The 14,911-nt window shown below is 73.4% G+C and carries 11 protein-coding genes and 1 pseudogene; 9 read left to right on the top strand and 3 right to left on the bottom strand.

Annotated elements, in window-relative coordinates; genetic code table 11:
- Window positions 1-29 precede the first annotated feature (29 nt).
- The 6 genes from ABEB09_RS24370 to ABEB09_RS24345 all read left to right on the top strand — a co-directional run bounded on the left by ABEB09_RS24370 (window position 30) and on the right by ABEB09_RS24345 (window position 9,975).
- Window positions 30-1,550, top strand: a complete 1,521-nt coding sequence (locus ABEB09_RS24370) for a leucyl aminopeptidase (protein ID WP_345692041.1) — start codon at window positions 30-32, stop codon at window positions 1,548-1,550.
- 391 nt (window positions 1,551-1,941) lie between these two features.
- Window positions 1,942-3,330: a dihydrolipoyl dehydrogenase gene (gene lpdA, locus ABEB09_RS24365; RefSeq protein ID WP_345692040.1), complete on the top strand. Its 1,389-nt coding sequence runs from the start codon at window positions 1,942-1,944 to the stop codon at window positions 3,328-3,330.
- A 59-nt stretch (window positions 3,331-3,389) separates the two neighbouring features.
- On the top strand, window positions 3,390-5,195 hold the full coding sequence (gene sucB, locus ABEB09_RS24360) for a 2-oxoglutarate dehydrogenase, E2 component, dihydrolipoamide succinyltransferase (RefSeq protein WP_345692039.1): 1,806 nt from the start codon (window positions 3,390-3,392) through the stop codon (window positions 5,193-5,195).
- Window positions 5,196-5,330: 135 nt separating this feature from the next.
- The gene (locus ABEB09_RS24355; protein ID WP_345692038.1) at window positions 5,331-5,957 is read left to right on the top strand and encodes a GntR family transcriptional regulator; all 627 of its coding nucleotides are present in this window, start codon (window positions 5,331-5,333) and stop codon (window positions 5,955-5,957) included.
- Between the two features lie 271 nt (window positions 5,958-6,228).
- The gene (gene aceE / locus ABEB09_RS24350) at window positions 6,229-8,922 is read left to right on the top strand and encodes a pyruvate dehydrogenase (acetyl-transferring), homodimeric type (RefSeq protein ID WP_345692037.1); all 2,694 of its coding nucleotides are present in this window, start codon (window positions 6,229-6,231) and stop codon (window positions 8,920-8,922) included.
- Window positions 8,923-9,009: 87 nt separating this feature from the next.
- Window positions 9,010-9,975 (top strand): helix-turn-helix transcriptional regulator, encoded by a 966-nt coding sequence (locus tag ABEB09_RS24345; RefSeq protein ID WP_345692036.1) that lies wholly within the window; start codon window positions 9,010-9,012, stop codon window positions 9,973-9,975.
- 44 nt (window positions 9,976-10,019) lie between these two features.
- On the opposite strand, the gene ABEB09_RS24340 is transcribed toward ABEB09_RS24345, so the two are convergent.
- Window positions 10,020-10,961 (bottom strand): SDR family oxidoreductase, encoded by a 942-nt coding sequence (locus ABEB09_RS24340; protein ID WP_345692035.1) that lies wholly within the window; start codon window positions 10,959-10,961, stop codon window positions 10,020-10,022.
- 97 nt (window positions 10,962-11,058) lie between these two features.
- Between ABEB09_RS24340 and ABEB09_RS24335 the strand changes: the two genes are divergently transcribed.
- Window positions 11,059-11,577: a DUF4240 domain-containing protein gene (locus tag ABEB09_RS24335; RefSeq protein ID WP_345694069.1), complete on the top strand. Its 519-nt coding sequence runs from the start codon at window positions 11,059-11,061 to the stop codon at window positions 11,575-11,577.
- Between the two features lie 19 nt (window positions 11,578-11,596).
- On the opposite strand, the gene ABEB09_RS24330 is transcribed toward ABEB09_RS24335, so the two are convergent.
- Window positions 11,597-12,367 carry an SDR family NAD(P)-dependent oxidoreductase gene (locus ABEB09_RS24330; protein ID WP_345692034.1) on the bottom strand — a complete coding sequence of 257 codons (771 nt, stop codon included), beginning with the start codon at window positions 12,365-12,367 and terminating at the stop codon, window positions 11,597-11,599.
- A 164-nt stretch (window positions 12,368-12,531) separates the two neighbouring features.
- Here ABEB09_RS24330 and ABEB09_RS24325 point away from each other — a divergent pair.
- Window positions 12,532-13,205, top strand: a pseudogene (locus ABEB09_RS24325) (TetR family transcriptional regulator).
- Here ABEB09_RS24325 and ABEB09_RS24320 read toward each other — a convergent pair.
- Window positions 13,195-13,689, bottom strand: a complete 495-nt coding sequence (locus ABEB09_RS24320) for a GNAT family N-acetyltransferase (RefSeq protein ID WP_345692033.1) — start codon at window positions 13,687-13,689, stop codon at window positions 13,195-13,197. The pseudogene ABEB09_RS24325 and the gene ABEB09_RS24320 overlap by 11 nt on opposite strands.
- Window positions 13,690-13,725: 36 nt before the next feature.
- Here ABEB09_RS24320 and ABEB09_RS24315 point away from each other — a divergent pair, with 36 nt between their 5' ends.
- On the top strand, window positions 13,726-14,808 hold the full coding sequence (locus ABEB09_RS24315) for a TIGR01777 family oxidoreductase (RefSeq protein ID WP_345692032.1): 1,083 nt from the start codon (window positions 13,726-13,728) through the stop codon (window positions 14,806-14,808).
- The last annotated feature ends 103 nt before the right edge of the window (window positions 14,809-14,911 follow it).

Genomic DNA, 14,911 nt, shown 5'->3' with positions numbered 1-14,911 from the left:
GAACTCAACGGAAGCGAGATTTCACCACCGTGACTGCTCTCACTCTCAGCACCGCCGGCGCCGCGACGCTGCGCGCCGACGCCCTCGTGGTCGGTGTCGCCAGGCCCGCGGACGGCGGCAAGGGGCTCATCGTCGCGCCGGGCGGCGAGGCCGTGGACGCGGCGTTCGACGGGAAGCTCGCGACCGTCCTGGAGACCCTCGGCGCCACCGGTGCCGAGGGCGAGGTCACCAAGGTGCCCTCGCCGGGCGGCCTGAAGGCCCCGGTCGTCCTCGCGGTCGGCCTCGGCACCGCCCCCGCGAAGGACGAGGCGTACGACTCCGAGACGCTGCGCCGCGCCGCGGGCTCGGCCGCCCGCGCCCTGGCCGGTTCGAAGAAGGCCGCGTTCGCCCTGCCCGTCGAGGCGGTCGAGGACGCCGAGGCCGTCGCGGAGGGCGCGCTGCTCGGCGCGTACGCCTTCACCGCCTACCAGGATCAGGGCAAGGACGCCAAGCGCCCGCTGGCCGAGGTGGCCCTGCTCGGCGCCAAGCCGCGCGACAAGGCGTTCAAGGCCGCGGCCGAGCGGGCCCTCGCGCTGACCGAGGAGATCAACCGCGCCCGCGACCTGATCAACACCCCGCCGAACGACCTGACGCCCGAGGCGTTCGCCGCCGTCGCCACCGCGGCCGGCAAGGAGAACGGCCTCAAGGTGCAGGTCCTCGACGAGCGCGCGCTCGCCAAGGGCGGCTACGGCGGCATCCTCGGCGTCGGCGCCGGCTCGCAGAACGCGCCGCGCCTGGTGAAGATCGCCTACACGCACCCGGACGCCGAGAAGAGCCTGGCCTTCGTCGGCAAGGGCATCACCTACGACTCCGGCGGCATCTCGCTGAAGCCGGCCGGCCACAACGAGACCATGAAGTGCGACATGAGCGGCGCCGCCGCCGTGTTCGCCGCGGTCGTCGCCGTCGCCCGCCTCGGCCTGCCCGTCAACGTCACCGGCTGGCTCGCCCTCGCCGAGAACATGCCGTCCGGCTCCGCCACCCGCCCGGGCGACGTGCTGCGCATGTACAGCGGCAAGACCGTGGAGGTCCTCAACACGGACGCCGAGGGCCGCCTGGTCCTGGCCGACGCGCTGACCCGCGCCTCCGAGGAGAACCCGGACGCGATCGTCGACGTCGCGACCCTGACCGGCGCCATGGTGCTGGCGCTCGGCAACCGCACGTTCGGGATCATGGCGAACGACGACGCGTTCCGTACGGCGATCCACGAGATCGCCGAGGAGGTCGGCGAGCAGTCCTGGCCGATGCCGCTCCCCGCCGAGCTGCGCAAGGGCATGGACTCCCCGACCGCCGACATCGCCAACATGGGCGAGCGCATGGGCGGCGGCCTGGTCGCCGGCCTGTTCCTGAAGGAGTTCGTCGGCGAGGGCATCACCTGGGCCCACCTGGACATCGCCGGCCCGGCCTTCAACGAGTCCGGCCCCTTCGGCTACACCCCGAAGGGCGGCACCGGCTCGTCGGTGCGGACCCTGGTCAAGCTCGCCGAGCGCACCGCGGAGGGCGAGCTGGGCTGAGCCGCCCGGCCGCTCCCGGACCGATCCGCCCCGGGGAGGGATGCCGGCCCGTCGCACGACGGGCCGGCAGCTTGGGGCGACGCGGCCGCCGGTGGACGCGGTCACCGGCCACCCGTAGCAGAAGGCCCCGGACGTCACCCGTCCGGGGCCTTCCGCCGTTCCGTTCGCTTTCGACGAAATCCGTACTTTCGTACGCGCCGGTGACCTCCGGCGGTGGATCATCGTCCGTCTCAGGAACCGGCCCCGCGTCCCGCGCTCCGGCAACAAGTGCGAAGATGGGTTCCCGGCAGGACAGGGCCCCCACCACAGGGCCGAAGAGACAGCGGCCGAACACCAGCCGCCGCCAGTCATCGAGGACCGGCGACCGGCGCACATGCATGGAGGACGTGACGTGGCGAACGACGCCAGCACCGTTTTCGACCTAGTGATCCTCGGCGGTGGTAGTGGCGGTTACGCCGCGGCCCTGCGAGGCGCGCAGCTGGGCCTGGACGTCGCACTGATCGAGAAGAACAAGCTCGGCGGCACCTGCCTGCACAACGGCTGCATTCCCACCAAGGCCCTGCTCCACGCCGGTGAGATCGCGGACCAGGCCCGCGAGGCGGACCAGTTCGGTGTCAAGGCGACCTTCGAGGGCATCGACATCAAGGCCGTCCACAAGTACAAGGACGACGTGATCGGCGGCCTGTACAAGGGCCTCCAGGGTCTGGTCGCCTCCCGCAAGGTGACCTACATCGAGGGCGAGGGCCGGCTCTCCTCCCCCACCTCGATCGACGTGAACGGCCAGCGCGTCGAGGGCCGCCACATCCTCCTCGCCACCGGCTCCGTGCCGAAGTCGCTGCCCGGCCTGGAGATCGACGGCAACCGCATCCTGTCCTCGGACCACGCGCTGACCCTGGACCGCGTCCCGGAGTCCGCGATCATCCTGGGCGGCGGCGTCATCGGCGTCGAGTTCGCGTCCGCGTGGAAGTCCTTCGGCACCGACGTCACGGTCATCGAGGGCCTGAAGCACCTCGTGCCGGTCGAGGACGAGAACAGCTCCAAGCTTCTTGAGCGCGCCTTCCGCAAGCGCGGCATCAAGTTCAACCTCGGCACGTTCTTCCAGAGCGCCGAGTACACCGAGAACGGCGTCAGGGTCACCCTGGCCGACGGCAAGACCTTCGATGCCGAGGTGCTGCTCGTCGCCATCGGCCGCGGCCCCGTCTCCGCCGGTCTGGGCTACGAGGAGCAGGGCGTCGCCATGGACCGCGGCTACGTCCTGGTCGACGAGTACATGCGCACCAACGTGTCGACGATCTCGGCCGTGGGCGACCTCGTCCCGACGCTCCAGCTCGCGCACGTCGGCTTCGCCGAGGGCATCCTGGTGGCGGAGCGTCTGGCCGGTCTGAAGACCGTTCCGATCGACTACGACGGCGTGCCGCGGGTGACGTACTGCCACCCGGAGGTCGCCTCCGTGGGCATCACCGAGGCGAAGGCCAAGGAGATCTACGGCGCGGACAAGGTCGTCGCTCTGAAGTACAACCTGGCGGGCAACGGCAAGAGCAAGATCCTGAAGACCGCGGGCGAGATCAAGCTCGTCCAGGTCAAGGACGGTGCTGTGGTCGGCGTCCACATGGTCGGTGACCGCATGGGCGAGCAGGTCGGCGAGGCGCAGCTGATCTACAACTGGGAGGCGCTGCCGGCCGAGGTGGCCCAGCTCATCCACGCCCACCCGACGCAGAACGAGGCGCTCGGCGAGGCCCACCTGGCGCTCGCCGGCAAGCCCCTCCACTCCCACGACTGACGCACCAGTCACCGGGCGCGACCACTTACCGCACAGATCTGTTAGGAGCAAGTGAAACCATGCCGGTTTCCGTAACCCTGCCGGCGCTCGGCGAGAGCGTCACCGAGGGCACCGTCACCCGTTGGCTGAAGGCCGAGGGAGAGCGCGTCGAGGCCGACGAGCCGCTGCTCGAGGTGTCGACGGACAAGGTCGACACCGAGATCCCCGCCCCCGCCTCGGGCATCCTGGCCAACATCAAGGTCGCCGAGGACGAGACCGTCGAGGTCGGCGCCGAGCTGGCCGTCATCGACGACGGCACGGGCGCCCCCGCGGCCGCCCCGGCCCCGGCCGCCGCCGAGGCCGCCGCCCCCGCCCCGGCGCCCGCCGCCGAGGCGCCCGCCGCTCCGGCCCCGGTCGCCGAGGCGCCCGCCGCGCCCGCGCCGGCCGCCGCTCCGGCTCCGGCCGCCGGTGCCGCGCAGGGCACCGAGGTCGTCCTGCCCGCGCTGGGCGAGTCGGTGACCGAGGGCACCGTGACCCGCTGGCTGAAGCAGGTCGGCGAGACCGTCGAGGCCGACGAGCCGCTGCTCGAGGTCTCCACGGACAAGGTCGACACCGAGATCCCGGCCCCGGCCTCCGGTGTGCTGCTGGAGATCGTCGTCAACGAGGACGAGACGGCCGAGGTCGGCGCCAAGCTGGGCGTGATCGGTGCCGCCGGTGCGGCTCCGGCCGCGGCCCCGGCCCCGGCGCCCGCCGCCCCGGCCGCCGCGCCCGCCCCGGCCCCGGCTCCGGCTCCGGCGCCCGCCCCGGCTGCTCCGGCCGCCGCTCCGGCCCCGGCCGCCCCGGCCCCGGCGCCCGCCCCCGTGGCCCCGGCCGCCCCGGCTCCGGCCCCCGCGCCGGTGACCCCGGCGCCCGCCGCCGCTCCGGCCGCTCCGGCCGCCGCCCAGGCGACGGACGAGGGCGCGTACGTGACCCCGCTGGTCCGCAAGCTCGCCGCCGAGAACGGCGTCGACCTGGCGTCCGTCAAGGGCACGGGCGTCGGTGGCCGTATCCGCAAGCAGGACGTCCTCGCCGCCGCCGAGGCCGCGAAGGCCGCCGCGGCCGCCCCGGCCCCGGCCGCCGCCGCTCCGGCAGCCGCCAAGAAGGCCCCGGCCCTCGAGGTGTCCCCGCTGCGCGGCCAGACGGTCAAGATGACCCGTATGCGCAAGGTCATCGGCGACAACATGATGAAGGCGCTGCACGGCCAGGCCCAGCTGTCCTCGGTCGTCGAGGTCGACATCACCAAGCTGATGAAGCTGCGCGCCCGGGCGAAGGACGCGTTCGCCGCCCGCGAGGGCGTCAAGCTGTCCCCGATGCCGTTCTTCGTCAAGGCCGCCGCCCAGGCGCTGAAGGCCCACCCGGTCATCAACGCCCGGATCAACGACGACGAGGGCACCATCACGTACTTCGACTCGGAGAACATCGGCATCGCCGTGGACTCCGAGAAGGGTCTGATGACGCCGGTCATCAAGGGCGCGGGCGACCTGAACATCGCGGGGATCGCCAAGGCCACCGCCGAGCTGGCGGGCAAGGTCCGCGGCAACAAGATCACCCCGGACGAGCTGGCGGGCGCCACGTTCACGATCAGCAACACCGGCTCGCGCGGTGCGCTGTTCGACACGATCATCGTTCCGCCGAACCAGGTCGCGATCCTGGGCATCGGCGCCACGGTGAAGCGTCCGGCCGTCATCGAGACCGCCGAGGGCACCGTCATCGGCGTCCGTGACATGACGTACCTGACGCTGTCCTACGACCACCGCCTGGTGGACGGCGCCGACGCGGCCCGCTACCTGACGGCCGTCAAGGCGATCCTGGAGGCCGGCGAGTTCGAGGTCGACCTCGGCCTGTAAGGCTGCCACCTCCGCGAGCAGTTCAACTCGGCGCCCTCGTCCGGCAGTTGTCCGGACGGGGGCGCCGTCGTCCCCCGGCCCGGACGCGGGCGGAATAATGGCGGCAACCGCCGCAGCAGCGAAGGAGCCCCCTCCATGTCCACCCAGCCCGTCGTGCACTCGCTGCGTGAACAGATCCGCGAGCACATCGTGGAGGGCATCGTCAGCGGCCGCTGGAAGCCGGGCGAGCGGATCGTGGAGCGCCGGATCGCCACGGAGCTCCAGGTCAGCCAGACGCCCGTGCGCGAGGCCCTGCGGGAGCTGGAGAGCCTGCGGCTGATCGAGTCGGCGCCCAACAAGGGCGTGCGGGTGCGCAACCTCACGGCCGCGGACCTGGAGGAGAGCTACCCGGTCCGGGCGGGCCTGGAGCAGATCGCGGCGGAGCTGGCGGCGGAGCGGCTGGCGCGGGACTGCTCGGCCCTGGAGCCGCACGTGGCGGCGCTGTACGAGGCGGACGCGCGGGGCGACGGTACGGCGCAGGTGCGGCACACGGTGGCGTTCCACCGCGAGCTGGTGCGCGCGGCGCACAACGCGGTCCTGCTGCACACGTGGGAGGGGCTCGGCATCGAGGTCTTCACGGCCCTGTCGATCCGCTGGCTGGGGACCGTGCAGAAGGAGTACGCGCAGGAGCACCAGGAGCTGATGGAGGCCTTCCGCCGCCGCGACCCCGCCATCGGCGCCCTCGTCAAGGCCCACGTCCTGGGCTGCGCGCCGCGCGCCTGACGCGCGGCGACCTCGTGGCAGGCGGCGCTCATTCTGCCGCCGCCGCGCTCAAACGCTCGGACTTACCTGCGAAAACACGGCACCGGGTGCCCATATTGATGGCACCCGATGCCTACTTTGGCCCTGAACATAAGATTTTGCCGCTCAGGCTTTGATCGATCATCGATCACAGTCGTACAGTCGTCCGCGGACTTCAACAGAGGTCCGTCGCCCTGTCCTGCCAAAGACCGAGGGCACCCCCACCCCCCTTCGACTCCGGAAGGCGGCGATTATGACCGACCCCACCCGCATCCAGCCGAGCGAGCTCGACCAGCTGCCGGACCGCGACCCCGAGGAGACCGCAGAGTGGCAGGCGTCGCTGGACGCCGTGGCCGCCGCGGCCGGGCCGCACCGTGCCGCGTACCTGATGCGACGCACCCTGGAGCGGGCCGAGGGCGCCGGCATCGCGCTGCCCAAGCTGCTGGAGAGCGACTACGTCAACACCATCCCCAGCGCCGCCGAGGCCGGCTACGGCTTCGACGGCGACGAGGAGCTGGAGGCGCGGATCACCGCCTGGAACCGGTGGAACGCCGCCGCCATGGTGACCCGCGGCTCGAAGTACGGCGTGGGCGGCCACATCGCCACCTTCGCCTCGGCGGCCTGGCTCTACGAGACGGGCTTCAACCACTTCTTCCGCGGCAAGGAGGCCGACGGCTCGGGTGACCAGCTGTTCATCCAGGGCCACGCCTCCCCCGGCATCTACGCCCGCGCCTTCCTCGACGGGCGGCTCACCGAGGCCCACCTCGACAACTTCCGGCAGGAGGCCGGCGGCAACGGCCTGCCCTCCTACCCGCACCCGCGCCGCCTGCCGTGGCTGTGGGAGTTCCCGACCGTCTCCATGGGTCTGGGCCCCCTCTCCGCGATCTACCAGGCGCGCTTCAACCGCTACCTCACCAACCGCGGGATCAAGGACGTGTCGCAGTCGCACGTCTGGGCGTTCCTCGGCGACGGCGAGATGGACGAGCCCGAGTCGACCGCGGCCCTGGCGCTCGCCGCCCGTGAGGGTCTGGACAACCTGACCTTCGTCATCAACTGCAACCTGCAGCGGCTCGACGGCCCCGTCCGCGCCAACTTCAAGATCGTGCAGGAGCTGGAGGCCCAGTTCCGCGGCGCCGGCTGGAACGTCGTCAAGACCCTGTGGGGCTCCGCCTGGGACGAGCTGTTCCAGCTCGACACCACCGGCGCGCTCGTACGCCGGCTGCGCGAGGTACCGGACGCCCAGGTGCAGACGTACCAGACGCGCGACGCCGCCTACATCCGCCAGGACTTCTTCGGCGCCGACCCGGCGCTCGTCGAGATGGCCAAGCTGCTGTCCGACGACAAGATCCTCGAGTGCTTCCACTACTCGCGCGGCGGTCACGAGTCCCGCAAGGTCTTCGCCGCGTACAAGGCCGCCGTGTCCTTCAAGGGCGCGCCGACCGTGATCCTGGCGCAGACGGTCAAGGGCTACACCCTGGGCAAGGGCTTCGAGTCCAAGAACGCCAACCACCAGATGAAGAAGCTGTCGATCGACGAGTTCAAGGGCATGCGCGACCTGCTCGGGCTCCCGATCCCGGACAGCGCCTTCGAGGGCGGCCAGGTGCCCTACGGCCACCCGGGCGCCGACTCCCCCGAGGTGCGCTACCTCCACGAGCGCCGGGCGGCCCTCGGCGGTCCCGCCCCGGCCCGCCGGGTGCACCCGGTGGCGCCGCTGCCGGCCCCGGCCGACAAGGCGTTCGCCGCGTTCGACAAGGGCTCCGGCACGCAGTCGGTCGCCACGACCATGGCGTTCGTGCGGCTGATGAAGGACCTGATCCGCGACAAGGAGACCGGCAAGCGCTGGGTGCCGATCGTCCCGGACGAGGCCCGTACGTTCGGTATGGAGTCGCTGTTCCCGTCGCTCGGCATCTATTCGCCGAAGGGCCAGACGTACGAGCCGGTCGACCGCGACCAGCTGATGTACTACCGCGAGGCCAAGGACGGCCAGATCCTCAACGAGGGCATCACCGAGGCCGGCTCGATGGCCGACTTCATCGCCGCGTCGACCGCGTACTCCACGCACGGCGAGCCGATGATCCCGTTCTACATCTTCTACTCGATGTTCGGCTGGCAGCGGACCGCCGACCAGATGTGGCAGCTCGGCGACCAGCTCGGCCGCGGCTTCCTCATCGGTGCCACGGCGGGCCGGACCACGCTGACCGGTGAGGGTCTGCAGCACGCGGACGGCCACTCGCCGGTGATCGCGGCGACGAACCCGGCGGCGCTGACGTACGACCCGGCGTTCGCGTACGAGGTCGCGGCGATCGTCAAGGACGGTCTGCGCCGGATGTACGGCGAGGGCGCCCCGGGCGAGGACCCGAACGTCTTCTACTACCTCACCGTCTACAACGAGCCGATGCCGCAGCCGGCCAAGCCCGCCGTCGAGGGCATCGACGAAGGCATCGTCAAGGGCCTCTACCGGTTCAAGGAGGGCTCGGGCGCCGAGGGCGCGCCGCGCGTCCAGCTGCTCGCCTCCGGCACGGCGATCCACTGGGCGCTGGAGGCCCAGAAGACGCTGGCCGAGGAGTGGGGCGTGACCGCCGACGTGTGGTCGGCGACCTCCTGGACGGAGCTGCGGCGCGACGCGCTGGAGGCCGACGCGGCGCTCCTGCGCGGCGAGGAGCGGGTGCCGTACGTGCGTCAGGCGCTGGCCGACGCGCAGGGCCCGGTGCTGGCCGTCAGCGACTACATGCGCCAGGTCCCGGACCAGATCGCGCAGTGGGTCGAGCAGGACTACAGCTCGCTCGGCGCCGACGGCTTCGGCCTGTCCGACACCCGTGAGGCGGCGCGCCGCCACTTCGGTGTGGACGCCCCGTCGATCGTGGTCGCCGCCCTGGCCCAGCTCGCCAAGCGCGGCGAGGTCCCGGCGTCGGCCGTGAAGGACGCCCGCGAGCGCTACGGCCTGTAGCTCCCGCAGGTCCTGGAGGACCGTCCCGTTCTGCCCGTGCCCCCGGCTCCGCCTCCCCGCGGCCGGGGGCACGGGCATGATGGCGGCATGCGTGCCGCCCGCCTCATCAAGATGGTTCTGTTGCTCCAGTCCCGGCCCTCCATGACGGCCGCCGAGCTGGCCCGGGAGCTGGAGGTGTCCGAGCGGACGATCACCCGGGACGCGCTGGCCCTGTCGGAGGCGGGCGTCCCGGTCTACGCGGACCGTGGCAGGGCCGGGGGCTACCGGCTGGTCGGCGGCTACCGGACGCGGCTGACCGGACTGGCCCGCAGCGAGGCGGAGGCGCTGTTCCTGTCGGGCGTTCCGGGGGCGCTGCGCGAGATGGGCCTGGACGACGCGGCGTCCGCGGCCCGGCTGAAGGTGTCCGCGGCGCTGCTGCCGTCGCTGCGGGACGCGCCGGACACGGCGGCGCAGCGCTTCCACCTGGATGCGCCCGGCTGGTACCAGGAGCCGGAGACGCCGGCGCTGCTGCCGGTGGTCGCGGAGGCGGTGTGGGACGACCGGCTGGTCCGGGCGCGCTACCGGCGGGGCGACGGCGAGGTGGACCGGGAGCTGGCGCCGTACGGGCTCGTGCTGAAGGCCGGCGTCTGGTACCTGTGCGCGCGGGCCGGGGAGTCGTTCCGGGTGTACCGCGTGGACCGCTTCACGGCGGTGGAGCCGGGCGGGGAGCGGTTCGTCCGGGACGAGGGGTTCGACCTGCCGGGGTTCTGGGAGGAGCGGGCGGCCTCCTTCGCCCGCGCCCTCCTGCGTACGGAGGTGGTGGTCCGGCTGTCGGAGGCGGGCGCGCGGCGGCTGCCGTACGCGACGGACCGCGCCGCCGCCGAGGAGGCCCTTGCGGCGGCGGGTCCGGCGGACCCGGCCCGTCGGGTGACGGTCACCCTGCCGGTGGAGTCCGAGGAGGTGGCGTTCGGCCAGCTCATGGCGCTCGGCCCGGAGGCCGAGGTGCTGGAGCCGGCGGGCCTGCGGGACCGCTTCGCCGAGGCGGCGGCCCGGATGCGGGAGCTGTACGGGTAGCGGCCGCATCGGGGGGCTCCGCCCCGAACCCCCCGTTCGATGGCTCAGCGGTAGTCGTCGACCGGGGCGTCCTTGCCGCCGTGGACGACGTCCCGGAAGTAACCCCAGGCGTCGGGCCGGGATCCGTCCGCGTCGGTGAAGCCGTACTCCCTGGCGAGCTGCCCGCTGTTGAGCGACTGGCCGTTCCAGCGCGCCCGCTCGGGGTCGGCGGCGAGTGCGGCGACCGCGCGGCCGACGTAGACGGGCGACTCGGCGACCGCGAAGTGCGGCTCCTGGGCGCAGGCGTCGCGCCAGTTCTCCTCCCGTACGCCGAAGTGGTCGAGCATCTCCTCGGAGCGCAGGAAGCCCGGGGTGAGCGCCACGGCCGTGGCCCCCTGGTCCTCGACGTCGTGGGCGAGCGCGAACGCCATGCGCAGCGGTGTCGTCTTGGCGAGGTCGTAGTAGAAGTTCTCGCGGAAGCGCCGGTTGTACTCGTCGGTGCCGTCGGTCATCTCGACGACCAGGCCGCCCGGGCGGCGCAGCAGCAGCGGCAGGGCGATGCTGCTGGTGATGATGTGGCTGCGGACGCCGAGGTCGAGCATGCGCAGGCCCTTGTCGAGGTCGGTGTCCCACATCTTGGTGTTCCAGGCGATGAGGTGGTCGCCGCCCCAGAGGCTGTTGACGAGGACGTCGAGCCGGCCGCGCTCGGCGTCGATGCGGGCGATCAGCGCGCGGACCTGGTCGGCCTCCAGGTGGTCGGTGGGGACGGCGATGCCCTCGCCGCCGGCCTCGGTGACGAGTTCGGCGGTCTCCTCGATGGTCTCGGTGGGCCGGCCGACCTCGCTGACCCGCGTACGGGTGGTGCGCCCGGTCACGTAGACGGTGGCGCCGGCGGCCCCCAGCTGGACGGCGATGGCGCGGCCCGCGCCCCGGGTGGCGCCCGCGACGAGGGCGACGGTCCCGGTGAGCGACGGCTGGCGGTGTGCGTGCGTGTGGCTGGTCGTCATACGAGGACCGTGCCACGCAAAGGCGACACCTCCTGTCCGGATTCCTTTCGCCGCTCCGCGTGCGCCGTGCTGCCGCAGCCCCGATGCTTGTCCCGTGATGGACGAGACGGAGTTCTGGGAGATCATCGACACCACCCGCGAGGCCGCCGAGGGCGACCCCGAGGACCACGCCGAGCTGCTCGTCGAGCGGCTGCTGCAGCTCGATCCCGACTCCGTGCTCGACTTCGCCCGGCACTTCGAGGCCCGCTACAACCGGGCGTACCGCTGGGACCTGTGGGCGGCGGCCGCCGTGCTGCTGGGCGGGGCGGGCGACGACGCGTTCGACTACTTCCGCTGCTGGCTGATCGGCCAGGGGCGGGAGCTGTACGAGGGGGCGGTGCACGACGCGGAGTCGCTGGCCGAGCACCTGGACGACTTCGACCCGGAGATCGACGGGGACGGCGAGGAGCTGGGGTACGCGGCGGACGAGGCGTACGAGCAGCTGACCGGGACGGTCGCGCCCGACCTGGGGATCGCCGCGCCGCCGCCGGAGCCGGAGGGCACGCCCCTGGACGTGGACGACGACGCGGCGCTGACGGAACGGCTGCCGCGGCTGTGGGACCGCTTCGGCGGCTGAGCGCCGTCCGGCCGCGGCCTCAGTAGTGGGTGCCGCCGTCGATGCGTATCTCGGTGCCGGTGATGAAGGCGCCGTCCTCGGAGCCCAGCATGGCGACGACCCCGGCGACCGTCTCCGGGGCGGCGAATCCCTCCCCGATGGCGGGGACCAGCTTGGCGAACAGCCGCATGTCGGCGTCCTCCGGCAGGCCGGGACCGGCGCCGGTGGTCATCCCGGAGGCGATGGAGCCGGGGGCGACGGCGACGGCGCGCAGCCCCCGCCCGCCGTACTCGGCGGCGATGGTGTGGGTCATCGCCTGGATGCCGCCCTTGCTCGCCGCGTACGCCGCCATATAGGGGTGTGCGAAGTTCGCCGAGGTGGACGAGAAGTTCACGACGACGGGCCGGTCGCCGGCGAGGAGCGCGGGCAGGGCCTCGCGGGTCATGAGGAAGGTGCCGGTCAGGTTCACGGCGATGACCCGGTTGAAGAGGTCGAGGCCCGTCCGGTGCGTGTGCTCGCAGCGCAGGATGCCGGCGGCGTTGACCAGGACGTCCAGGCCGCCGAGGCGGGCGACGGCGGCCGCGACGCCCTCGGTCACGGACCGCTCGTCGGAGACGTCCAGGACGCTGGTGGTGAGGCGGCCGGCGGTGCCGTCGGCCACGGCCCGGTCGTACGTCTCCCGGAGCCCGGCCTCGTCGACGTCGGCGGCGACGACCGTGCCGCCCTCGGCGAGGACGCGGTGGACGGTGGCCCGGCCGATGCCGGAGCCGGCGCCGGTGATCAGGACGCGGCGCTTCTCGTAACGGTTCATGGGTGACACGCTACGTCGAGGTGGCACGTTGTGCCATGGTGGCGCAGGTGCCGGCGGCGGGGCGTACGCTCAGGACGATGAGCGCGAAACCGGACCGTCCGCGGGCGGGAGGCCGGCCGTCGGCGGACCGGCTGTCAGCAACAGGGCAGCCGCGGGCGGACCGGCTGCCGACGGGAGGCCGGCCGTCCGGCGACGCACCGGGAGGAGGAGCCACGCTCTCGCTGACCGAGCGTCGCAAGGCGGCGACGCAGCTGGACATCGCGCGGGCGGCGGCCGAGCTGTTCGCCGAGCGGGGCACGGACGGGACGACCGCCGAGGACATCGCCCTGCGGGCCGGGGTCGCGCTGCGCACCTTCTACCGCTACTTCCGCGCCAAGCAGGACGCCGTGGCGCCGCTGCTGGCGGGCGGCGCCGAGCGCTGGCGGGCGCTGCTCGCGGCGGGCGGGGCCGCCGGGGAGCCGCTGGCGCGGGCGCTGGAGCGCTCGGTCGTGGAGGCCCTGGCCGTACCGGACGCCGCTGCGGAGGAGGGCCTGCGCTGGACCCGGGGCCTGCTGCGGGCGGCGGTGCACGACGACGCCCTGCGGGCGGTCTGGTACGGGTCAACCAGGACTCGGAGGAGCGGCTTTCGCCCGTCCTGGCGGAGCTGGCGGGGCCGGACACGGACCCCTTGGAGGTACGGCTCGTCGCGGCGGCGGCGACCGGCGCGATCCGCGTCGCGCTGGAGAGCTGGGCGGCCACGGACGCCCCGGCCGCGGAGGCGGCCCCGCTGGCGGTGCGCTGCCTGCGCGGCTTCGTGGCGGGCCCGCTGCTGCGGGCGGACGGGCGGATCACCCCCTGAGACCGCGCCCCATGAAGACGTCGTCGACGTAGGCGCCGTCGAGGTGGAACTCCCCCGGCAGGACGCCTTCGACGGCGAACCCCTCCGACTCGTACAGCCTGCGCGCGGGCGTGTTGTGGCCGAGGACGCGCAGGGTGACACGGACGGCGCCCTGGCGTCGCGCCTCGTCGCACGCGGCGCGCAGCAGGGCGCGCGCGAGGCCCTGCCCCCGGGCGGAGTGCGCGACGACCAGACCCTGGATCTGGCGCACATGGCTGTTGCAGGCGAGGTGGGTGGGCTTGCCGAGGCGGACGTACCCGACGGGGCCGTCGCCGAGGTCGGCGACGAGGTAGTCCTCGGGCCGGTGGTCGGCGTCGAAGAACGGGTCCAGCGGCGGCTGCGGGCGCGGCATGACGGCGTGCACGGTCGACCAGGTCGTGTAGTCGAGCCGGGCGAGCGCGTCTGCGTCGCCGGGGCGTGCGGGGCGTATGGGGGACGTGGTCATGGCCGACACTGTGCCACGGGGGGCAGGATGGGCCCCATGTCTTTCCCCGCCGACCCTCACCGCGACGCCGCGACCACCGGCCACGCTTCCGATGCCGAGGCCGCTCCGGGCCGAACCCGCGCGTCCGACCACACCCGCGCCGAGGACGGCGGCCCCCGCGCCGAGGACGGCGGCCCCCGTGCCGACGGGGTCCGTGCCGGTGGTTCCCGCGCCGCCGCCCGGTCCCGGGTCGCCGTGACCGGCGCGAGCGGACTGATCGGCTCGGCGCTCGTGCGCTCCCTGCGCGCCGACGGCCACGACGTGGTGCGGCTCGTCCGGCGCCCGGCGAAGGGGCCGGACGAGGTGGAGTGGGACCCGAGGCGGCAGTACGTGGACGTGGCGGGCCTGGCCGGGTGCGACGCCGTCGTCCACCTGGCGGGCGCGGGCGTGGGCGAGCGGCGCTGGACCGAGGCGTACAAGCGGGAGATCCGCGAGAGCCGGGTGCTCGGCACGGCCGCGATCGCCGAGGCGGTGGCGTCGCTGGACGTGCCGCCGAAGGTGCTGCTGTGCGGGACGGCGCTCGGCTACTACGGGGACACGGGTATGCGGGCGGTGGACGAGTCGGCTCCGGCCGGGGACGGGTTCCTGCCGTCGGTGTGCGTGGAGTGGGAGGAGGCGGCCGCGGCCGCGGAGGAGGCGGGCGTACGGGTCGCGTACGCCCGTACCGGCCTGGTGGTGGCGGCCCGGGGCGGGGCGTGGGGGCGGCTGTTCCCGCTGTTCCGCGCCGGTCTGGGCGGCCGGCTGGGGAGCGGGCACCAGTACTGGAGCTTCATCGCGCTGCACGACGAGGTGGCGGCGCTGCGGCACATCCTCGACACCGAGTCGCTCTCGGGCCCGGTGAACCTGACGGCCCCGGAGCCGGTCACCAACCGCGAGGTGACGGCGGCGATGGGGCGGGTCCTGCGCCGCCCGACGCCGTTCCCGGTCCCGGCACCGGCCCTGCGGATCGCGCTGGGCGACTTCGCCCACGACGTCCTGGGCAGTCAGCGGGTCCTGCCGAGGCGGCTCCTGGAGTCGGGCTTCCGCTTCGCGTTCCCCACGGTGGACACGGCGATCCACGCGGCAGCCCGCGCCCGCTGACCCCGGGGGGCGCGGCTCCTCCCCACCCCGCCCGTTCCCGAATCGGGGGCTCCGCCCCCGAACCCCCGCTCTTCAAGCACCGGAGGGGCTGAGTTCAGGGGAC

The sequence above is a fragment of the Streptomyces coeruleoprunus genome (genome assembly GCF_039542925.1).
Classification (GTDB): Bacteria; Actinomycetota; Actinomycetes; order Streptomycetales; family Streptomycetaceae; genus Streptomyces; species Streptomyces coeruleoprunus.
Note: the sequence above shows the minus strand (reverse complement) of the source record. Positions and strands in the feature narration are given on the sequence as shown.